This window comes from Dyella japonica DSM 16301 (assembly GCF_001010355.1).
GTDB classification, from domain to species: domain Bacteria; phylum Pseudomonadota; class Gammaproteobacteria; order Xanthomonadales; family Rhodanobacteraceae; genus Dyella; species Dyella japonica.
Genome location: NZ_JPLA01000026.1, coordinates 1 through 21979, shown reverse-complemented (window position 1 = coordinate 21979; position 21979 = coordinate 1). Strand labels below are relative to the sequence as shown.

At 64.8% G+C, this 21979-nt stretch carries 19 protein-coding genes; 13 read left to right on the top strand and 6 right to left on the bottom strand.

The features are described from left to right. Positions 1-58 precede the first annotated feature (58 nt). Positions 59-1903 (top strand): DNA mismatch repair endonuclease MutL, encoded by a 1845-nt coding sequence (gene mutL / locus Y882_RS10295; RefSeq protein ID WP_046971826.1) that lies wholly within the window; start codon positions 59-61, stop codon positions 1901-1903. 79 nt (positions 1904-1982) lie between these two features. Next, positions 1983-2894: a DUF1684 domain-containing protein gene (locus Y882_RS10290; RefSeq protein WP_046971825.1), complete on the top strand. Its 912-nt coding sequence runs from the start codon at positions 1983-1985 to the stop codon at positions 2892-2894. Between the two features lie 194 nt (positions 2895-3088). Here the strand turns inward: Y882_RS10290 and Y882_RS10285 are convergent, their stop codons facing one another. Beyond that, entirely contained in the window at positions 3089-3871 is a 783-nt protein-coding gene (locus tag Y882_RS10285; RefSeq protein WP_046971824.1) for an enoyl-CoA hydratase-related protein, read from the bottom strand. A gap of 153 nt (positions 3872-4024) precedes the next feature. Here Y882_RS10285 and Y882_RS10280 point away from each other — a divergent pair, with 153 nt between their 5' ends. The 4 genes from Y882_RS10280 (at position 4025) to Y882_RS10270 (ending at position 6533) form a co-directional block, all read left to right on the top strand. Continuing rightward, entirely contained in the window at positions 4025-4738 is a 714-nt protein-coding gene (locus Y882_RS10280) for an FKBP-type peptidyl-prolyl cis-trans isomerase (RefSeq protein WP_046971925.1), read from the top strand. 117 nt (positions 4739-4855) lie between these two features. Further along, positions 4856-5053, top strand: a complete 198-nt coding sequence (locus Y882_RS20805; protein ID WP_156171402.1) for a DUF1289 domain-containing protein — start codon at positions 4856-4858, stop codon at positions 5051-5053. Between the two features lie 83 nt (positions 5054-5136). After that, positions 5137-5655, top strand: coding sequence for a CoA pyrophosphatase (locus tag Y882_RS20800; RefSeq protein ID WP_244466317.1), 519 nt, complete (start codon positions 5137-5139; stop codon positions 5653-5655). Next, positions 5652-6533, top strand: coding sequence for a sulfurtransferase (locus Y882_RS10270; protein ID WP_046971822.1), 882 nt, complete (start codon positions 5652-5654; stop codon positions 6531-6533). Before Y882_RS20800 ends, Y882_RS10270 begins: the two co-directional genes overlap by 4 nt. Positions 6534-6618: 85 nt before the next feature. Here Y882_RS10270 and Y882_RS10265 read toward each other — a convergent pair whose 3' ends face one another. The 4 genes from Y882_RS10265 to uvrA form a co-directional block, all read right to left on the bottom strand. Beyond that, positions 6619-7374: an enoyl-CoA hydratase/isomerase family protein gene (locus Y882_RS10265; RefSeq protein ID WP_046971821.1), complete on the bottom strand. Its 756-nt coding sequence runs from the start codon at positions 7372-7374 to the stop codon at positions 6619-6621. Between the two features lie 125 nt (positions 7375-7499). Continuing rightward, complete coding sequence (locus tag Y882_RS10260) at positions 7500-8966, bottom strand: DUF4139 domain-containing protein (RefSeq protein WP_046971820.1); 1467 nt, start codon at positions 8964-8966, stop codon at positions 7500-7502. A gap of 104 nt (positions 8967-9070) precedes the next feature. After that, positions 9071-9568 carry an acyl-CoA thioesterase gene (locus Y882_RS10255; RefSeq protein WP_082121062.1) on the bottom strand — a complete coding sequence of 166 codons (498 nt, stop codon included), beginning with the start codon at positions 9566-9568 and terminating at the stop codon, positions 9071-9073. Beyond that, positions 9565-12462, bottom strand: a complete 2898-nt coding sequence (uvrA, locus tag Y882_RS10250; RefSeq protein WP_046971819.1) for an excinuclease ABC subunit UvrA — start codon at positions 12460-12462, stop codon at positions 9565-9567. The genes Y882_RS10255 and uvrA overlap by 4 nt, the downstream gene beginning before the upstream one ends. 197 nt (positions 12463-12659) lie before the next feature. On the opposite strand from uvrA, the gene Y882_RS19320 reads away from it, so the two are divergent. The 4 genes from Y882_RS19320 (at position 12660) to cgtA (ending at position 15348) form a co-directional block, all read left to right on the top strand. Beyond that, positions 12660-13418 (top strand): DUF2059 domain-containing protein, encoded by a 759-nt coding sequence (locus Y882_RS19320; protein ID WP_244466316.1) that lies wholly within the window; start codon positions 12660-12662, stop codon positions 13416-13418. A gap of 96 nt (positions 13419-13514) precedes the next feature. Further along, positions 13515-13829, top strand: coding sequence for a 50S ribosomal protein L21 (rplU, locus tag Y882_RS10240; protein WP_038616498.1), 315 nt, complete (start codon positions 13515-13517; stop codon positions 13827-13829). Between the two features lie 19 nt (positions 13830-13848). Continuing rightward, positions 13849-14106, top strand: coding sequence for a 50S ribosomal protein L27 (rpmA, locus tag Y882_RS10235; RefSeq protein WP_046971818.1), 258 nt, complete (start codon positions 13849-13851; stop codon positions 14104-14106). A gap of 174 nt (positions 14107-14280) precedes the next feature. After that, positions 14281-15348 carry an Obg family GTPase CgtA gene (gene cgtA / locus Y882_RS10230; RefSeq protein WP_046971817.1) on the top strand — a complete coding sequence of 356 codons (1068 nt, stop codon included), beginning with the start codon at positions 14281-14283 and terminating at the stop codon, positions 15346-15348. A 449-nt stretch (positions 15349-15797) separates the two neighbouring features. On the opposite strand, the gene rpsT is transcribed toward cgtA, so the two are convergent. Next, positions 15798-16061, bottom strand: coding sequence for a 30S ribosomal protein S20 (rpsT, locus tag Y882_RS10225; RefSeq protein WP_008213299.1), 264 nt, complete (start codon positions 16059-16061; stop codon positions 15798-15800). A gap of 272 nt (positions 16062-16333) precedes the next feature. Here rpsT and murJ point away from each other — a divergent pair, with 272 nt between their 5' ends. The 3 genes from murJ to ileS all read left to right on the top strand — a co-directional run bounded on the left by murJ (position 16334) and on the right by ileS (position 21927). After that, a complete protein-coding gene (murJ, locus tag Y882_RS10220) occupies positions 16334-17941 on the top strand; it encodes a murein biosynthesis integral membrane protein MurJ (RefSeq protein ID WP_046971816.1) in 1608 nt (535 codons plus the stop codon). Positions 17942-17989: 48 nt separating this feature from the next. Next, complete coding sequence (locus Y882_RS10215) at positions 17990-18943, top strand: bifunctional riboflavin kinase/FAD synthetase (protein ID WP_046971815.1); 954 nt, start codon at positions 17990-17992, stop codon at positions 18941-18943. A 119-nt stretch (positions 18944-19062) separates the two neighbouring features. Then, the gene (ileS, locus tag Y882_RS10210; RefSeq protein ID WP_046971814.1) at positions 19063-21927 is read left to right on the top strand and encodes an isoleucine--tRNA ligase; all 2865 of its coding nucleotides are present in this window, start codon (positions 19063-19065) and stop codon (positions 21925-21927) included. Positions 21928-21979: the final 52 nt, after the last annotated feature.

Genomic DNA, 21979 nt, shown 5'->3' with positions numbered 1-21979 from the left:
GCCGCCTTCGGGCGGCGTTCTGCTTTCGCCGGGGGCCGTCAGGTTCTAAGCTTCGCCGATGCCAGTCATTCGTCCCCTGCCTCCCGAACTCATCAATCAGATCGCTGCCGGTGAAGTGATCGAACGGCCTTCCTCCGTCGTGAAGGAACTGGTCGAAAACAGCCTCGATGCCGGCGCCACGCGCATCGAAGTGGATATCGAGCAGGGCGGGTCGCGCCTGATCCGCGTGCGCGACGACGGCTGCGGCATCGTGCCCGACGAGCTGGCGCTGGCGGTGGCTTCGCACGCCACCAGCAAGATCGGCAGCTTCGATGACCTGGAGCACGTGGCCAGCATGGGTTTCCGCGGCGAGGCGCTGGCGTCGGTGTCCTCGGTGGCCCGTTTCGCGCTGACTTCGCGCGCGCAGGGACTGGATACGGCGTTCCGCATCGAAGTGGACGGCGGCAAGTTGCAGGCGGCGCGTCCCGCGCAGCATCCGCAAGGCAGCAGCGTGGAGGTGCGCGACCTGTTCTACAACGTGCCTGCGCGCCGAAAATTTCTGCGTGCCGAACGCACCGAGTTCGCGCATATCGACGACCTGCTGAAGTCGCTCGCCTTGGCGCGCGGCTCGGTGGAATTTCGCCTGAGCCACAACGGCAAGCCGGTGCGCATGCTCAAAGCCGCGCGCGACGAGAACGCCGCCTTGCAGCGCGTGGCCGAAGTGCTCGGCGAGGATTTTCCCGCGCAAAGCCTGCGCATCGATCACGCCGCCGCCGGCCTGCATCTGTCGGGCTGGGTGGGCTTGCCGACGGCCTCGCGTTCGCAGGCCGATTCGCAGTATTTCTACGTCAACGGCCGGCTGGTGCGCGATCGCATCGTGGCGCATGCGGTACGTCAGGCGTATGCGGACGTGCTGTTCCATGGCCGTCATCCGGCGTTCGTGTTGTATCTGGAACTCGATCCGGTCGGCGTGGATGTGAATGTCCATCCGGCCAAGAGTGAAGTGCGTTTCCGCGAACAGCGGCTGGTGCACGATTTCCTGTTCCGCACCTTGCATGAAGCGCTGGCGCAGACGCGTGCAGGCAACGTCGGCCTGCCTTCCGTCGAGTCGCCGGTGGCGGCAGCAGCGCCGTCGTACAGCTACAGCATGGCCTCGTCGTCGGGATCGGCCAGCTCGGCGCCTGCATGGCCCAATGCCTTGAGCCAGAGCCGCCTGAGCCTGGGTGTGCGGGACGAGCCGCTCGCCGGCTACGCCGCGCTATTGGGTGAACCGGCGACCGTGTCCACGCCGTTGTCGTTCGCCGCCAACGCGCCGATGCCGGACGCCTCCGAAGAGGAAGCGCCGCCGCTGGGCTTTGCCATCGCGCAGCTCAAGAGCATCTATATCCTGGCGGAAAATGCGCATGGCCTGATCCTGGTGGACATGCACGCCGCGCATGAGCGCATCACCTACGAGAAGCTCAAGGCCGGTCGCGTCTGCAGCAACCTGCGTTCGCAGATGTTGCTGGTGCCGATGAATGTGGCGGTGAGTGCCAAAGAGGCAGCCGCGGCCGAGGAGCACGCCGAAGCCTTGGCGGAGTGGGGCATGGAGCTTTCGCGCAGCGGTCCGTCCGGCGTGGTGGTGCGGCGCATTCCCGCCTTGTTGGAAGGCGCCGACGTGGCGCAGCTGTGTCGCGACGTGCTTTCCGAGCTCGCCCAGCACGGCAGTTCGCGTCGCCTGCAGGAGCTGGAGAACGAACTGCTGTCCACCATGGCCTGCCATGGCTCGGTGCGTGCCGGTCGCCGCCTCACCATTCCTGAAATGAATGCACTGCTGCGCGAAATGGAAGCGACCGAGCGTTCCGGGCAGTGCAATCACGGACGCCCGACCTGGACGCAGTTGAGCCTGCCCGAGCTGGACAAGTTGTTCCTGCGCGGGCGCTGATGAGTTTCTGTACTGAGGCGCGCTTGCCCGGTTTGTAAATGGACGGCCATACTGCTGTTTCATTCCGACGGGGCCTGCCATGTTGCGTACCGCCGTTCTCGCCTTTGCCTTGAGCCTTGGAGTTGCCACCGTGCAAGCTCAGACCCCCACCACCGCTGCGGCGACCGACTTCGCCCAGCAGAACGTCAACTGGCAGAACAAGCGTCTTGCCGGCCTCACTGCTCCCACCGGCTGGCTCAGCCTGATCGGCCTGGACTGGCTGCAGGAAGGCGCCAATCGCGTGGGCAGCGCAGCCGACAACGACATCGTGTTGAAAGCCGGCCCGGCCCACCTGGGTGTGGTGACCCTGGCCAAGGACGGCAGCACGCACATCGTGTTCGACCCGCACAGCGCCGCCACCGTGGACGGCAAGACCGTGCCCGAAGCAGCTCTGGTCGACGATATGCACGCCGGTGACGGCGCGCCGTCCGTGGTGGCGTTCGGATCGGCCAGCTTCCTGGTGATCGAGCGCGACGGCCGCAAGGCGTTGCGCGTGAAGGACAGCAACGCCGAAACGCGTACGCACTTCCTCGGGCTGGATTACTACACGCCCGATCCGTCGTGGCGCATCGTGGCCGACTGGGTGCCGTTCAATCCGCCGCATGAGCTGGAGATCGGCTCGGTGCTGGGTACGGTCAACAAGGAGAAGGTGCCGGGCAAGGCCGTGTTCCATCGCGATGGTCACACCTACGAGCTGATGCCGATCCAGGAAGAACCCGACTCGCTGTTCTTCGTGATCGCCGATCGCACCTCGGGCAAGGAAACCTACGGCGCCGCCCGTTTCATGTATGCCGATCTGCCGAAGGACGGCAAGGTCGTGCTCGACTTCAATCGCGCCTATAACCCGCCATGCGCGTTTACGCCGTATGCGACCTGTCCGTTGGCGCCGCCGGAGAATCGACTGGATCTGGCAGTGACGGCGGGCGAGAAGAATTACCGCGGCCACCATTGAGGGCGAGGAGTGAAGATGGAGGAGTGAGAAGTGAGAGAGAGCGAAACGCCGCCTTCTCTCACTTCTCACTCCCCTTCACTCACTCCTCCTCTGCTAAGGGCGAGGAGTGAAGATGGAGGAGTGAGAAGTGAGAGAGAGCGGGTGCGGAGCGCGCTTTCTCTCACTTCTCACTCCTCTTCACTCACTTCTGCCCTTCACCGCCCTTTGAACTCCGCTTTACGCTTTTCCAGAAACGCCGTGGTGCCTTCGCGCATGTCTTCGGTAGCAAACGCCAGCGCGAACGCCTGCGTTTCAAACTCCAGGCCCTGATCGATACTCGTTTCGCCACCCTGCAGCACGGCGTCCAGGATGCCGGCGGCGGCCAGAGGCGCGGCGGCGGCCAGTTGGTCAGCCATCGCATTGACGGTTTCATCCAGCGCCTCGGGTGCGACCACGCGGGTCACCACGCCCAGCTCGTAGGCGCGCTGGGCGTTGATGGTGGCGCCCAGCAGGCACAGCTCCAGCGCGGCGCCACGGCCGGCCAGGCGCAGCAGGCGCTGGGTGCCGCCAAAGCCGGGGATCAGGCCCAGGTTGATCTCGGGCTGGCCAAACTTTGCCTTCTCGCTGGCCACGCGCAGGTGGCAGCACATGGCTAGTTCCATCCCGCCGCCGAGGGCAAAGCCCTGGATGCGTGCGATCACCGGCTTGCCCAGGCGCTCGACCAGGCTCATCAGGCGCTGCCCGGTGCGTGAGAAACCCTGCGCCTGGACGGGCGTATAGCCATTCATCTCGGCAATGTCCGCACCGGCCACGAAGGCCTTTTCCCCCGCACCCGCCAACACCATCACCCGCACCGCATCGTCCTGGGCGGCCTGGGTGAAGGCCAGCGTCAGCTCGTTGAGCGTCTCCCGGTTGAGCGCATTGAGCTTGTCCGGGCGATTGACGGTGATGGTGCGCACCGCGCCGCGGTTGGCGATTTCCAGGTTGCGATAGGCCATGATTCGACTCCGGCGGAAAAAGCGCCATGGTAGCAGCGGGAACCTTTGCCGCCCCCGGCGTTCGAAGGCACAGACGCCGGATCGACCGGCATCGCTGCACGATTCGCCCGGACCGCTTACGATGGCCAGGTTGCAGCCGCAATGGAGGAAGGCATGGCACAACTGCGTTGGCTAGCTCTGGGCATCCTGTGTTGGGGTGGTCTGGCGCATGCCCAGGTCAGTAGCGCCCCGCAGGATCAGTCGCAGGTCAAGCTGGACAAGACCAAGCTGTCCTACGCCATCGGTTTCCAGATCGGCAGCCAGTTCGCCAACGGCGAACCGGACGTGGATATCCCCACGCTGTTGCGCGCGATCCAGGATGCCTACGCCAAGAAGCATCCCACCGTGTCGATGCGCGACATGCACGACCAGCTGCGCGAACTCGACGAGCAGATGCACAGCCAGGCGCTGGCGCAATTCAAGCGCGTGGCCGAAACCAATGCGCGCAAGAGCGCCGACTACATGGAGCGCAACCGCAGCAAGCCGGGCGTGATCCAGCTGCCGTCGGGCATCCAGTACGAAGTGGTCAAACAGGGCACCGGCACCAGGCCGGTACCGGAAGGCTCGGTGGTCACGGTGAATTTCCGCGCCATGCTGATCGACGGCACCGAGTTCGACAGCTCATGGGCACATGGTTCGCCAGTGAGTTTCGTGGTGAACAACAAGGTGATCCCGGGTTGGCAGGAAGTGATCCAGCGCATGCACGTGGGCGACCTGTGGAAGGTCACCGTGCCGCCTGCCATGGCGTACGGCATCAAGGGCGATCCGCCGCGCATCGGTCCCAACGAGGCGCTGGTGTTCGAAATCGAGCTGCTCGAGATCAAGTAATGACATCGGCTTGAACGCTGCCGCCCTTGGCAGCGTTCGAATGACGGCTTGCGCCCCATGCGATAGAATGGCCGCTTCGCTGGCACGCTCCGTGCCGCGCCGATACTTCCTCGCAGCATGACAGCGGCAGACGGCTCTCCTGGTCCTTCCGGCAATCCCCTCAGTCCTTGCATCGGCATCTGCCGGCTGGACGAGCGCGGCTATTGCATCGGCTGCCTGCGCACGGGCACGGAAATCGCCGGATGGCGGGCCATGGATGACCAGGAACGGCTGCGCTACATGCGCGACGTGCTGCCTCCCCGGAAACGACCGTGATGGGTGAGCTGCTGACCGACCTGAGTCACGCAGTCTTGCCTTTGTCGTCACCGCCGACGGGGCGGGGTTGGAATCATTCGGACATGGTCCAGTTGATCGGCGATACGCCGCGTCGGCCGGCCGCTGTATTGGTGGGCGTACGCGAGGGTGTGCAACCGCGACTGGTGTTGACGGTGCGCACCGATCATCTGCAGGACCATGCAGGACAGGTGGCGTTTCCCGGCGGTCGTACCGACCCGGGCGATGCGGACGCGATCGCCACCGCCTTGCGCGAAAGCGAAGAAGAGATTGGCCTCGAACGCCGCCTGGTGACACCGCTGGGCTTTCTCGATCGCTTCGAAACCATCAGCGGTTACAGCGTCACGCCGGTGGTCGCGCGCATCGACGGCGAGGCGCGCCTCTATCCCGCGCCGGCGGAAGTGGCTGAGGTGTTCGAAGTGCCGCTGTCGTTCTTTCTTGAACCGCGCAATCTCAAGCGCTACACCATGGATTTCCGCGGCCATCGTCGCGACATGGTGGAATTCGTGCATGGCGGCCACCGCATCTGGGGTGCCACCGCCGCCATGGTGTTCAACCTCCTGCAGAGGATGGGACGCGTATGACGCTCAAGACCACCTTGATCGACGTCAAGGAACTGGCGGCGCTCGCTCCGGCCGATGTGCTGATCGTCGATTGCCGTTTCGACCTGATGGCGCCCGGCAGCGGCGAACGCGATGTCGGCAAGGGCGAGCGTGACTATCGCGAAGGGCACATCCCTGGCGCGGTTTATGCCAGCCTCGACAGCGATCTGTCCGATCTCTCGCGCAAGTCGCTGGGTTTGGGGCGGCATCCGTTGCCACTCGATACCGCGTTCTCCGAATCCCTGTCGCGCTGGGGCTGGCGCGAGGGCATGCAGATCGTGTGCTACGACGCCGCGAACGGTTCGCTGGCTGCCGCCCGGCTGTGGTGGCTGTTGCGTCTGTCCGGCATCCGCGATGTGGCCGTGCTCGATGGCGGTTTCCAGGCCTGGGTGGCCGCAGGCCTGCCGGTCGAATCGGGTGATGTCGTTCGCGAGCCGCGGCCGGCAAGCGTTTATTTCGATGCTGAGCAATACCTCGTCGATCACGCCACGCTGCGCAACGATGCGCAGCGGGTACTGATCGATGCGCGTGCCGCTGCGCGTTATCGCGGCGAAGTCGAGCCCATCGATCCGGTAGGCGGCCATGTGCCCGGCGCGCTCAATCGGCCTTTCTCGGAAAATCTGCGGGAAGATGGCCGCTTCAAGCCGGCCGATGAACTTCGCGCGGAGTTCCAGGCACTGCTCGGCGCGCATGCGCCCAGCGATGTGGTGCATATGTGTGGCTCGGGCGTCACGGCATGCCACAACCTGCTTGCGATGGAGCATGCAGGACTCACCGGTTCGCGTCTTTACGCGCCGTCGTGGAGCGGCTGGGTGAGCGATGCGAGTCGGCCGGTGGCCAAGGGCGCCGAGCCCGGCTGAGCGTCTCTTTTTTTGTAGGAGCGCACCCTGCGCGCGAACGGCGCCGCAGGGCGCCGGGTCGCGCACAGGGTGCGCTCCTACAAGGTCAATCTTTCTTCTTCAGTCGCGCGACCAGCTTTTCCAACACCGCCTGCGTTTCCGGATGGAAATACGCATCGAGGAAGCCATCCATCGGCAACGCTTCCGGATGCGCCCAGATGGCGGTCAGGTCGGCACGCGCAATCGCACGCGTCTTGAGCATCGCGTTGGAAGGCAGCGCGAGCATGCCCTGCATCCACACCACGGCGCGCGTCACCACTTGTTCGACGTTGGTGAGTTCGTCGACCAGGCCGACCGCCAGCGCCTCGCCGGATTCGATCATGGCGCCCGCCACCATCAGGCGTTCGGCACGATAGGCGCCGACGATGCGACGCAGCGCCATCTGGATGCTTTCCGGCACCACCAGGCCGACCTGCACTTCGTTGAGGCCGATCTTGAACGGGCCTTCGGCCATCACGCGGTAATCGCAGAACAACGACAGCACGGCGCCACCGGCCGGACTGTGGCCGGTGATGGCCGCCACGATGGGAATCGGCGACATCGCCAGGGTCGAGGCGGTCTGGAAAAACTCGCGCCAGAAATCACGCACGCCGTCGCGATCGCGCCCCAGCAGCGAAGGTACATCCACGCCGGCCGAGTACATGCCGGGCTGGCCGGACAGCACGATGCCACGCGCACCGCTGGCTACCGCGTTGTCCACCGCATCGCGTAACGCGCGCAGCAAGTCCACATTGAGCGCGTTCACCGGCGGACGCGCCAGGTTGATTTCGATGATGGCGTCGTGCGTGATCAGGTTGAGCATGGCAGTGGCCGGATGAGTTGGCAGGAGTGAGAGACGAGATTAGCAAAGACAGCGCGCCGCTGCCTTCTCCCGCCGCTCACTCCTCTCCACTCACTCCTCGCCTCTCACTCCTCTCCACTCACTCCTCATCCTTGCGGATGATCGTCCGCCGTCCACTGATAGCGCACCGCGTAATCGAGCGTGGCCTTGCCGTTGGCCGGCACCGGCACCTTGAACTCCAGTGTGTCGGTGGTCTGCGCACTCGGTTTGATGCTGGAGGAGGCGAGCGTCCACTGGCGCCAGCGCTGGGGATGCTCGCGCACGGTGATCACGCGCGGCGTGTCGCTGGCATTGGTGAGCGTGATGCGGAAGGCCTCGTCCAGGCGATGGCCGTTCTTGTCCACGGTGAAGGCGGTGCGTTCGCGGCTGGCGCGCAGATCGAACGCCATACCCAGCGTGATATGCGCGTCACTGCCCTTGGGCGTGTCGTTGACGCGACCGCTGCCGATCAGTTGCGGCGTGCCGTTGCGGTCCAGCGAAAGCACGCGCAGGTTGCCAGCCGGGATGCTGTCGAACGCGCGAAATTGCAGCGTGCTGGAAATGCCTTCAGGGCCGCCGCTGGTGAAGGCATCCTGGCCGATCATGGGCTGCGGCGGCACCCAGCCGGTCCCCGTTTCAAACAGCGAGGTGCGTTCGCAGGCGATGGTCCGCGTGTCGTACAGCGGTACCTGGCTCACGCTGCCATCGGGCAGGTCGACCGTGCCGGGCAAGCTGTACGTGCGGTAGTCGGCCAGCGTGGATTGTTCGGGCAACGCGGCATCGGCCGTCTTGGCGCGCGCGTTGAACATCATGGGACGCGGTCCCGAGGACTGGGCCAGCTGTGGCTCGCCGGCCACCAGCATCAGCTGCACGTTGTTCCAGTCGCGACCGCTGCGGTTGGCGATGCTGGCGCGCGATTCGAACTGCATCTTGCAGCCATCGCCCGGCGCCAGCGTGCCGACATAGGCGGCGCGCCAGCCCAGACCGGAGGTGGAATAACTCAGCGTCGCATTGGCCTTGGCTGCGCGGCTGGCGTCCACGCGCAGTTGCAGGCCCGAGCCCACCTGGAAGACGCCGCGCGCCTTGACCGCACCGTATTCGTGGACCAGCGCAATGCGTTCGTTGGCGCTGGAGGTATCGCGCACCATCAGGCCGCTGGCGTCGGCGCGCAGCAGTGTGCCGCTGGCCTGTATGTCGCCATTCGTGCCGTACACATCGACCGGCTGACCGATCAGGCTGCCCAATGCGGCGTACTGGCCTTGGCCCAGGCGCAGACGTTGCGACAGCACCTTGGCGGCGTCGCCGTCGACGTTCAGTGCAATGGATTCTGGGTCGACGTATTGCGGCAGACCGTCGAGACTGAGGTCCTGTGTGCCGGCCTTGAGCTCAAGCTGGCGCGTTTCGCGCGCCACGGCGTGGCCCGATGGCACGGAGCCGTTGTCGCCCGCGCTGTACAGCGCATTGTCATCGCTGCGGTAGAGCGTCAGCGAGGTAGCCGCCGGCGCGGCGAGGGCGCCTGCGCTGGTGCTGGCGAGGATGGCAAGGGCGAGGGTGCGAAGCGGAACAGGGATCACGGTCGAACTCCTTTCGGGTGGTCGCCGCTGATAGTACGGATGCCGCATGAAGCTGCGGCATCCGTGATGCCGGTAGGCTTAACCCCGAATGCCGGCCGGGTCGTTCAAGCGCCGGCTTGCGCGGCGTCGCGGATCGATGGCGGCAGCGGTACCGGCTTGCCGGTGGTGGGGTCCATCCACACCAGCACGACCTTGCCGTCGCTGTAGAGCGCATCGTCGCCAGCGTCGACGATGCGGTGGGCCAGCGTGATCGAGCTGTTGCCCAGCCGCTCGCAGAACAGCTGCACGTTCAACTGCGCGGGCCATTCGATCGGGCGGCGATAGTTGACTTCACTGGCTGCCAGCACCGGCATCGAGTGCTCGTTGAACCAGCCCGGCACGTGCTGCAGCCACTGCAGACGCGCCTCTTCCAGGTAGGTGAGGTAGTTGGCGTTGTTGACGTGATTGAACGCGTCCAGATCACGCCAGCGTACGCCGATCGGGGCGACGAACAGCGGGGTGTTCGTCGCCTCGCTTGCCTGGGCATTCGTCACGACTGGGGCGCTTTCCTGCGTCTTGGTCTCGCACGTGCGCTGCTCAGGCACGGGGTGGGTGGAACTCATGCAGTCTTCTTCCGTAGTGCAGGTTTGCTCTTGCCGTTGCTCTGGAGCTTGGCCGTCTTGGCGGGCTTCATGTCCAGGTGCGGGGCAAGGAAGTGTCCGGTATGCGAGCCCGCTGTGGCAGCCACGGTTTCCGGCGTGCCGGTGACCAGGATGCGACCACCGCCGGCGCCGCCTTCCGGGCCGAGATCGACCAGCCAGTCGGCGGTCTTGATCACATCGAGATTATGCTCGATCACCACCACCGTATTGCCCTGGTCCACCAGCTTGTGCAGCACGTCGAGCAGCTGCTCGATGTCGTGGAAGTGCAAGCCGGTGGTGGGCTCGTCCAGGATGTACAGCGTGCGGCCGGTATCGCGCTTGGACAATTCCTTGGACAGCTTCACGCGCTGCGCTTCGCCGCCCGAGAGCGTGGTCGCGCTCTGGCCGAGCTTGATGTAATCCAGGCCCACCGCGCGCAGCGTTTCGAGCTTGCGTGCGATGGTCGGCACGTTTTCGAACAGCTTGAACGCATCTTCCACCGTCATGTCAAGCACGTCGGCAATCGTGTGGCCCTTGTAATGCACTTCCAGCGTTTCGCGGTTGTAGCGCTTGCCATGGCAGACGTCGCAGGGTACGTACACATCCGGCAGGAAGTGCATCTCCACCTTGATCATGCCGTCGCCTTCGCAGGCTTCGCAGCGGCCGCCGCGCACGTTGAAGCTGAAGCGGCCCGGCGTATAGCCGCGCGCGCGCGCTTCGGGCACCTGCGCAAACAGCTCGCGCAGCGGGGTGAACAGACCGGTATAGGTGGCCGGGTTCGAACGCGGCGTGCGTCCGATCGGCGACTGGTCGATGTCCACCACCTTGTCGAACAGCTCCAGGCCTTCGACCGACTTGTACGGCGCAGCCTGCTCGCCCGAACCATTGAGCTCGCTGGCGGCGAGGCGGAACAAGGTGTCGTTGATCAGGGTCGACTTGCCCGAGCCGGACACGCCGGTGACGCAGGTAAACAAGCCCGCGGGAATGGCCAGGTCGACGTTCTTCAGATTGTTGCCGCTGGCGCCCTTGAGGTGCAGCCACGAATCGGCGTCCAACTGCTGGCGGCGTTCCTCGGGTACGCGGATGCCGCGCTTGCCGGACAGGAACTGGCCGGTGACCGAGCGCGGCGACGCGAGCATGTCCTTGAACGATCCCTGCGCCACGATCTCGCCGCCATGCACGCCGGCGCCGGGACCGATATCGAGCACGTGATCGGCCATGCGGATGGCGTCTTCGTCATGCTCGACCACGATCACCGTATTGCCCAGGTCGCGCAGGCGCGTCAGCGTGCCCAGCAGGCGTTCGTTGTCGCGCTGGTGCAGGCCGATCGACGGCTCGTCGAGCACGTACATCACGCCAACCAGGCCGGCGCCGATCTGCGAAGCGAGACGAATACGCTGCGCTTCGCCACCCGACAGCGAATCGGCCTGGCGATCCAGCGTGAGGTAGTTGAGGCCCACGTCATTGAGGAAGGTCAGGCGCTCGCGGATCTCCTTGACGATCTTCACCGCGATCTCGCCGCGCCAGCCGGTGAGCGTGAGCTTCTCGAAGAAAGCCAGCGTGTCGTCGATTGAGCGCGAGGTGAGCGAGGGCAGCGCGTGGTCGGCGACGAACACGTTGCGCGCCGAACGATTCAGGCGCTGGCCTTCGCAGTCGGGGCAGGGACGGTCGCTGATGTACTTGGCCAGTTCCTCGCGCACCGCCGGCGATTCGGTTTCCTTATAGCGGCGATCCATGTTCGGGATGATGCCTTCGAACGCGTGCTCGCGCGTCACCCGGCCACCGCGCTCGGTGATGTACTTGAAGGCGATCTTGTCCTTGCCACTGCCGTACAGGATGGCCTTCTGGACGTCCGCTGACAGCTTGCGCCACGGCGTGTCCACGTCGAAGCCGTAATGCGCGGCCAGCGACAGGATCAGCTGGAAATAATGCGCGTTGCGGCGATCCCAGCCGCGCACGGCGCCACCGGCCAGCGACAGCTCCGGATGCGCCACCACGCGGGCCGGATCGAACACCTGGGTCACGCCCAGACCGTCGCAGGTCGGGCAGGCGCCGACCGGCGAGTTGAACGAGAACAGCCGCGGCTCGAGCTCGGGCAGCGAGTAATCGCACACCGGGCAGGAGTAGCGCGAGGACAGCAACTGCTCGGGCGCCTTCGCATCGTCCATGTCGACCACGATGGCGATGCCGTCGCCCAGGCGCAGCGCGGTTTCGAACGATTCGGCCAGGCGCTGCTTGATGTCGTCGCGCGGACGGAAGCGGTCGATCACCACTTCGATGGTGTGCTTCTGGCGCAGCGTCAGCGGCGGCACGGCATCGAGGTCGTAGACGGTGCCGTCGACGCGCGCGCGCACGAAACCCTGCGCACGCAGCTGATCGAACACCTGCACGTGCTCGCCCTTGCGCTCGCGGATCACCGGCGCCAGCAGCATGAAGCGCTTTTCGCCATCCAGCGCGAGCGTGCTGTCGACCATCTGGCTGACGGTCTGCGCCTCGAGCGGAATGCCATGGTCCGGGCAGCGCGGCGTGCCGACGCGCGCATACAGCAGGCGCAGGTAGTCGTAGACCTCGGTAATCGTGCCCACGGTGGAGCGCGGATTGTGCGAGGTGGACTTCTGCTCGATGGAAATGGCCGGCGACAGACCCTCGATGTGGTCGACGTCCGGTTTTTCCATCATCGACAGAAATTGCCGGGCGTAGGCCGACAGCGATTCAACGTAGCGGCGCTGGCCCTCGGCATAGATGGTGTCGAAGGCCAGCGACGACTTGCCCGACCCTGACAGGCCGGTGATGACGATCAGCTTGTCACGCGGCAGATCGAGGTCGATGTTTTTGAGATTGTGCGTGCGCGCGCCGCGAATGCGGATCGTATCCATATCGCCCGGAGTCGTTGGGGGAGGGGAAAACTGTACTATACCAAACTTGTCAGTACGCTTATTACTGACCGATGCCACCCAACAAACTCTTAAGAGAAGATTCGGCCGAGTATGGCTTAATGGAATCTTTGGCCGGTTTCCGGCCGACCTGCGAACAGAGAGTGCGGATGGGCAAGCTGAAGAGATGGGGTGTTGCCATGGCGCTTGCAATGGGCATGGGACAGGCCATGGCGTCGTCGGCGCCGGCTACGGAAGATCAGGTTCGGCAGCTGATGGAAGTCGTCGGTGTCGGCAAGATGCTGCTGCAGATGAACACCCAGGCGGTGACCACGCTGCAGCAGTCGATGCCGTGCGTGCAGCCGGAGTTCTGGCAGAACTACATGGACGCCAACCAGACCCAGCTGTTCATTGGCCGGCTGGTGCCCGTTTACCAGAAGCACTTCACGGCGGACGAGATGTCGGGCCTGCTGAAGTTCTACCGCTCGCCGCTGGGCCAGAAGGTCATCAACGAGATGCCCACCACCATGGCCGAGGCCAACCAGGCCGGCCAGCAGTGGAGCCATGAGCGCAGCGACCAGATGGTCAACGAGCTCAAGCAGATGGGCACGCTGGACGGTTCCGGCCGCTGCCCGGGCAAGGTGGCTGCCTCGCCGATGGGTGGCACCGCCCTGGAGGGCGCGGCCGCGATCCAGGCGGCGGAGAACGGCGAAAAGATCAAGCCGAGGCAGGCAACCGAGGGCGGCGAGCAGTCCGAGTCCAAGCCGGCCGCCAAGGCCACGTCACACTCGAAGGCCGCCCCCAAGAAGACCACCAAGCCGGCGCCGAAGAAGGCCACGCCAGCCAAGGCGTCGGCCAAGCCAGCCGCCAAGACCCCGGCGAAGGCCGAGACCAAGCCCGCGCCGGCCAAGACCGACACCAAGCCGGCGGCGGCCACGGGCGGATCGACTGGTCAGTAATTGACCAGGCCGCCCGGGCTTCGTTATACTCCCGAGTTCACCGGTGCCCCATGGGTCCGGTGAACCCAAGAGAATAACGACAGAAGGGATAATCCCATGAGCTATGCAGTCATCAAGACCGGCGGCAAGCAGTACCGCGTTCAGCAGGGCGACGTCCTGCGCGTGGAGCTGTTGAACGCCGAAGAAGGCGCTGCCTTCACCTTCGATCAGGTCCTCCTGGTCGGCGCCGGTGAGTCGATCACCGTCGGTGCGCCCATCGTGGCCGGTGCCACCGTCAGCGCCACCGTGCGCAAGCACGGCCGTGCCGACAAGATCCGCATCATCAAGTTCCGCCGCCGCAAGCACCACAAGAAGCAGCAGGGACATCGTCAGCATTTCACCGAAGTCGAGATCACGGGCATCAACGCCTGAGCAACTGGAGCATTGAGTCATGGCACATAAAAAAGGCGTAGGTTCCAGCCGCAACGGTCGCGATTCGAACCCGAAGTATCTCGGCGTGAAGATCTACGGCGGCCAGGCTATTGAAGCCGGCAACATCATCGTGCGTCAGCGCGGCACCAAGTTCCATGCCGGCACCGGCGTGGGCCTCGGTCGCGACCACACGTTGTTTGCGCTGGTCGACGGCACCGTCGAATTCAAGGTGCGCGGCGAGCACAACCGCCGTTTCGTCAACGTCATCAAGGGTTAATTCCCCTGCGACGTTGCAGCGAAGGCCCCGCTTCGGCGGGGCTTTTGTTTTTTGAGAGCAGGGCATAGGGAACAGGGAATAGGGGATCGGCAGGGCCGCTTCGCTATTCATCACGGTCCCGAGAACCCGGCTTTCACTAATCTCTATCCCCTATTCGCTTCCCCCAGGCACCCCATGAAATTCGTCGACGAAGCCATCATCAATGTCAAAGCCGGTGACGGCGGCAACGGGTGCATCAGCTTCCGTCGCGAAAAATTCATCCCCTTCGGCGGTCCCGATGGCGGCGACGGCGGCAGCGGGGGCTCGATCTGGCTGGTGGCCGATGAAGGCCTCAATACCCTGATCGACTTCCGTCACCAGCGCTCGTTCAAGGCCGAGCGCGGTCAGAACGGCATGGGCAGCCAGATGTACGGCAAGGGCGGCGAAGACACCTATATCCGTGTGCCCGTGGGCACGGTGGTGATCAACGTCGACACCGACGAAACCATTGGCGACCTCACCGTGAACGGCCAACGCCTGCTGGTGGCGCAGGGCGGCAAGGGCGGCCTGGGCAATATCCATTTCAAGAGCTCGGTGAACCGTGCGCCGCGCAAGTCCACGCCGGGTACGCCGGGTGATCTGCGTGCGCTGAAGCTGGAGCTGAAGCTGCTGGCGGATGTCGGCCTGTTGGGTTTCCCCAATGCGGGCAAGTCCACCTTCATTCGCGCCGTTTCGGCGGCGACGCCGCGCGTGGCGGATTATCCGTTCACCACGCTGCATCCGAACCTGGGCGTGGTCAGTCTCGGTACGGATCAGAGTTTCGTGATCGCCGATATCCCGGGCCTGATCGAAGGTGCGGCCGATGGTGCGGGCCTGGGCATCCAGTTCCTGCGTCATGTGTCGCGCACGCGCCTGCTGTTGCACGTAGTGGACATCGCGCCGATCGACGGGTCCGATCCGGTGGAGCAGGTGCGTGCGATCGAGCAGGAGCTGGAGAAGTTCGATCCTGAATTGCTCGAGCGTCCGCGTTGGCTGGTGATGAACAAGGCCGACGTGTTGCCTGAGGATGAGCGTCAGGCGGTCGCGGCTGATGTCATTGCGCGGTTGGCATGGAAGGAGCCGTCGTTCCTGGTGTCGGCCATTTCGCGTGAGAACACCATGCCGGTGTGTCAGCAGGTGTGGCATTTCCTTGAGGCGGAGCATATGGCGCGGATGGAGCGCGACGATATGCTGCCGGGGGATGTGAGGTTGCGCGGGGAGTGAGGTGATCGTCTTCGCCACGCACTAGAAAAAAAGCGGCCTTCGGGCCGCTTTTTTTGTACGGGTTTGGGCGATTCGGCTTCGACTGGCGGCTCGCGTGTGGGAGCGCACCCTGTGCGCGACAAACCTACGGAGCGGTACGCCGCGGCGTGGCCGTCGCGCACAGGGTGCGCTCCCACAAAAATAAAGGGGGGGGCTAGCCTGATCCGAGAGCCACTGGCCTACCTCACCCTTGTAGGAGCGCACCTTGTGCGCGACCGCGGCGCATGGCTGCATCGCTCCGTCAGGTGCTCGCGCACAGGGTGCGCTCCTACAAACAAAGAGCGGCACGGCGGCATGGTAGCGACGGGCAAAAGAAAACCGGCTTGCGCCGGCACTTTCCCCCAGGCACACAAAAAAGCCGGCTTCCGCCGGCTTTCTCGCCAACCCAAGATTCAGTTCACGAAGCTGGCTTACGCCAGCTCGTGGATCTTTGCGTTGAGGCGGCTCTTATGGCGAGCAGCCTTGTTCTTGTGGATCAGGCCGCGGGCAGCGTAGCGGTCCATGACCGGCTGGGCAGCGGCAAAGGCTTCAACGGCGGCAGCCTTGTCCTTGGCCTCGATGGCCTTGACGACCTTCTTGAGGGCGGTGCGCACCATGGAACGGGCGCTGACGTTGCGCAGGCGGCGCTGCTCGGACTGGCGCGCGCGCTTCTTCGCGGACTTGATGTTGGCCAAGGTAGAACTCCGAAATGAATTGCTGGGTTGGAAAAAGACGGCAAGTATGCGGCTAATGAGCCGTTGCGTCAACAGCTTAGCCGTTTTTCAAAGCGCTCGGCGGAGCGCCACGCCACCAAGATGGCGGCCAAGGGAAACGAACGGCCCTGATTATGCCACGTCTGAGCTGTCATCTTTCCATTCGGGGCTGTCAAACTACGCGCCTTTCGCCGCCGGGGCAGAGGGGTTCCGGCGTGCAGCGCGTCTCACCAGCATAGGTACGACCTCAAGGCATGAAGTCTCCCAGCATGTTCCGCGGGCTGCTGTCATTCAGCAGCATGACCATGATTTCGCGCGTGCTCGGGCTGGTCCGGGACATGTCGATCAATGCCACCTTCGGCGCCAACGCGGCCACCGACGCATTCTGGGTGGCGTTCCGCATTCCCAATTTCATGCGCCGCCTGTTTGCCGAGGGCTCGTTCTCGACGGCCTTCGTGCCCGTTTTCACGGAAGTGAAAGAGAAGCGCAGCCATGAGGACCTGAAGCAGCTGATGTCACGCGTGTCCGGCACGCTGGGCGGGGTGCTGCTGGTGATCACCGCGCTGGGCGTGATTTTCGCACCCCAGGTCGCTGCGTTGTTTTCGCAGGGCGCGGCCGATACGCCGGAAAAATTCGCACTGACGGCGCAGCTGCTGCGTCTGACCTTTCCGTTCCTGCTGTTCGTGTCGCTGACTGCGCTGTGCGGCGGCGCGCTCAACAGTTTCCACAAGTTCGCCTTGCCGGCGCTCACCCCGGTGATCCTCAACCTGTGCATGATCGGCGGCGCGCTGTGGCTGTCGAAGTTCGTGCATCCGCCGATCATGGCGATGGGTTGGGCGATCCTGCTCGCGGGCCTGCTGCAGCTGCTGTTCCAGCTGCCTTCGCTGCGCGGGCTGGACCTGCTGACGCTGCCGCGCTGGGGCTGGAGCCATCCGGATGTGCGCCGCATCCTCACCCTGATGGTGCCGACGCTGTTCGGCTCGTCGATTGCGCAGATCAATCTGCTGCTGGACACGGTGATCGCGGCGTACCTGATGACGGGCTCGCAGAGCTGGCTGTCGCAGGCCGATCGCTTCCTGGAATTGCCGTTGGGCCTGTTCGGCGTGGCGCTGGGTACGGTGATCCTGCCGTCGCTGTCGCGTCATCACGTGACCACCGACAAGGACGGTTTTTCCAAGGCGCTGGACTGGGGCCTGCGCATCACGCTGCTGATTGCCGTGCCGGCGATGTTCGCGCTGATGCTGCTGGCCAAGCCGCTGGTGGCCACCTTGTTCCAGCATGGCCAGTTCACGCCGTTCGACACGCGCATGGCGACGCTGTCGATCACCGCGCTCAGCTTCGGCCTGCCGGCGTTCGCCCTGGTGAAAGTGGCGCTGCCGGCGTTCTATGCGCGCCAGGACACCCGCACGCCGGTGCGCGCCGGCGTGGCTTCGTTGGTGGCGAACATGGTGCTCAACGTGATCTTCGTGGCGATGCTCTACGTGCTGTGGGCCACGCCGGCACAGCGCCAGTTGCCCTGGCTAGACGGCATTGCCGCGGTGCCTGGCCTGCATATGGCATTGGGCATGGCGAGCGCGCTGGCCAGCTATATCAACCTGGGCTTGCTGTGGCATTGGCTTCGTCGCGCCGGCGTGTACCAGCGCCAGCCCGGCTGGGCACGTCACATGCTGCGACTGGTGCTGGCCTGCGCGGTGATGGTGGTGGTGCTCTTGGTCGGCATGTGGATCTGGCCGGACTGGACTGAGGCCGGCAAATGGACCCGCGCGTGGCACCTGGGCGTGCTGGTGGCGGCAGGCGGCGGCGCCTACGTCGTGACGCTGTTTGCGGCGGGGTTCCGCTTGCGCGAATTGCGTGGCGTCTGACGCTTTATCTGGGCCGAAACGGGGCGCTTCAGCCGCTATACTCGCCCGATGATGAGACTTTCCAGGGATGTCGCCGGCCCCAGTCTGGCGCCCGGCGGCAGCGTGGTAGCCGTTGGCGCGTTCGACGGCCTGCATCGCGGTCACCAGGCCCTGCTTGCGCAGGTGCACGAACGCGCCGCCAAGCTTGGGCTTACGGCTATCGTGGTGAGCTTCGAACCGTTGCCGCGCGCTTATTTTTCGCCGGAGCCGGTGGCCCGGCTGTCCAGCGTCCGCGACAAGCTGCGCGGGTTCGACGAAGCCGGCATGGGGCAGGTGCTCTTGCTGCGCTTCAATCGCGCCCTCACTTCCATGTCGGCGGAGGATTTTATCCGTCGCGTGCTGGTGGACCGGTTGAACGCGCGCGAGGTGTGGGTCGGCGCCGATTTCCGCTTTGGCCACAAGCGCAGCGGTGATGTGGCGATGCTGGAGCGGGTGGGGCCGGAGCTTGGCTTTACCGCACGGACCATGCCCTCGGTGCTGCTGGATGGCGCACGGGTGTCGGCCACGCGGGTCCGCATGTTGCTGGCGGCCGGCGAGTTTTCCGGCGCGGCGCCGCTGCTGGGTCGCCCGTTCGTGATCGAAGGCAAGGTGGAATACGGCAAGCAGTTGGGTCGCCAGTTGGGCTATCCCACCGCCAATATCCATCTGCGCGACCGCAGCAGCCCGGTGCACGGCATTTTTGCGGTACGCGTGGGCCTGGGTGAAAGCGAGTGCAGCTGGCCCGGCGTGGCCAGTCTCGGCGTTCGGCCCACCGTGAACGAGGTGCCGGAGCCGCTGCTGGAAGTGCATTTGTTCGACTTCGAGGGCGATCTCTACGGCCAGCGCATGGCGGTGGAATTCGTCGCCAAGCTGCGTGATGAGCAGAAATTCGACAACCTGGACGCGTTGACCGTCCAGATGGCCAAAGACGCGCGCCAGGCCCGTGAGTTGCTGGGCATGAATCCGCGTCTCAGCGAGGCGTAACTGCCTCAAATCCGGTAACGTTGGCGCTTTCGCCGTGATGGTTGAAGCGCCGGCCCCCAGGGCCATGGCGCTGCCGAGGCGACACCCGAACAACCCGACGATCAGAGCATCCCCAGGCAATGACCCAGGATTACAAGAACACCATCAACCTGCCGCAGACGGAATTCCCGATGCGCGGCGACCTCCCCAAGCGCGAGCCCAAGTGGCTGGCCGACTGGCAGCAGGTGGGCCGCTACGAGCAGATCCAGGAGCGTGCCGCCGGCCGCGACAAGGTGTTTGTGCTGCACGACGGCCCGCCGTACGCCAACGGTGCGATTCACCTGGGTCACGCGGTGAACAAGGTGCTCAAGGACGTGGTGGTGAAATCGCGCCTGCTGGCCGGATTCCGCGCGCCCTACGTGCCGGGCTGGGATTGCCACGGTCTGCCGATCGAAGTGGCAGTGGAAAAGAAATTCGGCCGCGTAGGCGACAAGCTCGACGCCGCCGCCTTCCGCCAGAAGTGCCGCGAATACGCGCAGCAGCAGATCGACCTGCAGCGTACCGACTTCAAGCGCCTGGGCGTGCTGGGCGATTGGGAACACCCGTATCGCACCATGGACTTCAAGTACGAAGCAGACATGGTGCGTGCGCTGGCCAAGATCGTCGGCAACGGTCACGTGGTGCGCGGCGCCAAGCCGGTGTACTGGTGCTTCGATTGCGGTTCGGCACTGGCTGAAGCGGAAATCGAATACGCGGACAAAGTCTCGCCGGCCGTTGACGTCGCGTATGACGCGGTCGATCCGAAGGCGCTCGCGCAGAAGTTCGGTGTCGATGCGGGCGATGCCATCGTCGCCATTCCGATCTGGACCACCACGCCGTGGACGCTGCCGGAAAGCCTGGCGGTGTCGCTGGGTGGCGAACTCGAATACGCGCTGATCGAAGGTCCGGCGCGCGAGGGCCAGCGCGTGCTGCTGGTGATCGCCAGTGCGCTGGTCGAAAAGGCCGCGCATCGCTACGGCATCGAAGAGCCCAACGTGCTTGGCAATGTTGATGGCCAGGCGCTGGAAGGCGTGCTGCTCAAGCATCCGTTCTATGCGCGCGAAGTGCCGGTGCTGATCGGTGACCACGTGTCCGCTGAAGACGGTACCGGCGCCGTGCACACCTCGCCCGACCACGGCGTGGAAGACTTCGTCGTCTCGCGCAAGTACGGCATCGAAACCCTGAATTACACCGAGGCACGTGGCACGTACCGCGCCGATACGCCGGCTGCGCTCGATGGCACGGTGATCGCGGGCAAGCATCTGTGGAAGGCCAACGACGAAATCGTCGAGCTGCTGCGTCGCCGCGGCGTGCTGCTCGCGTTTGCCAAGATCGAACACAGCTATCCGCATTGCTGGCGCCACAAGTCGCCGGTGATCTTCCGCACCACGCCGCAGTGGTTCATCAGCATGGAGAAGGAAGGCCTGCGCAAGACCGCCCTCGATGCGGTCAAGCAGGTGCGCTGGGTGCCGGGCTGGGGCGAAGAGCGCATCGCCGGCATGGTCGGCGATCGTCCCGACTGGTGTATCTCGCGTCAGCGTACGTGGGGCGTGCCGATTGCGTTGTTCATCAACAAGAGCACGCAGGAACCGCATCCCGATTCCGTCGCGCTGCTGGAACAGGTGGCCAAGCGCATCGAACAGGGCGGCATCGACGCGTGGTACGCGCTCGACGCAGCCGAGCTGCTCGGCGATCAGGCGAAGGACTATGAAAAAGTCCTCGACGTGCTCGACGTGTGGTTCGATTCCGGCGCCAGCCACTTCACCGTGGTAGGTCAGCGTCCGGAGCTGCAGCAGGGCAACGCATCGAGCTACAAGGTGATGTACCTGGAAGGCTCGGACCAGCATCGCGGCTGGTTCCAGTCCTCCTTGCTGACCTCGTCGGCGATGTTCGCCAAGGCGCCGTACAACGACGTGCTCACCCACGGCTTCACCGTGGATGCGCAGGGCCGCAAGATGTCCAAGTCGCTGGGCAACGGCATCGAGCCGCAGGACATCATGAAGAACCTGGGCGCGGACATCCTGCGCCTGTGGATCTGCTCGACCGATTACCGCAACGAGATGTCGCTGTCGGACGAAATCCTGAAGCGCGTATCTGATACGTATCGCCGCATCCGCAACACCGCGCGCTTCCTGCTCGGCAACCTCGACGGCTTCGATCCCGCCAAGCACCTGGTGCCGGTGGAAGAGAGCACGCTGCTCGACCAGTGGGTGGTGCAGCAGGCGTACGACGTGCAACAGGCGGTGACGGCGGCGTACGACCGTTATGATTTCCCGGAGATCGTCCAGCGTGTGCAGAACTTCTGCACCAACGAGCTGGGCGCGCTGTACCTGGATATCACCAAGGATCGTCTCTACACGATGCCGACCGAAAGCCACGGTCGCCGCAGCGCGCAGAGCGCGATGTACCGCATCGCCGAGGCGCTGGTGCGCTGGCTGGCGCCGGTGCTCACCTTCACGGCGGAGGAGATCTGGCAGCACATGCCGGGCCAGCGCAGCGAGAGCGTGCTGTTCGAAACCTGGTATGACGGTTTGGCCGCTACGCAGGGTTCGCCGGAGCAGCGCCGTTATTGGTCCGATCTGCTGGCGATCCGCGATACCGCGTCGCGCGTGCTCGAGGGCATGCGCAAGGCCGAACAGATCGGCGCATCGCTGGAGGCCAAGGTGGCCATCCATGCCGATGCCGCTGTCGTTGCGCGTTACCAGCCGGCGGCGTCTGAGCTGCGCTTCTTCTTCATCAGCTCCGATGTGCGCCTGGATCTGGCCGGTGGCCAGCCGGCGGACGCGGTGCTGACTGAACTGGAAGGCGCGGACGTGTGGGTGTCGGCGACGGTAAGCGATGCGGCCAAGTGCGTACGCTGCTGGCAGCGTCGCGATGATGTCGGCACGCATGCGGCGCATCCGGAGCTGTGCGATCGCTGCATCAGCAATGTGGAAGGGCCGGGCGAGCATCGTCGCTGGTTCTAAAGTTTTTCATCCTCTCCCCTCCGGGAGAGGATCGAGGTGAGGGGCGGGTGCT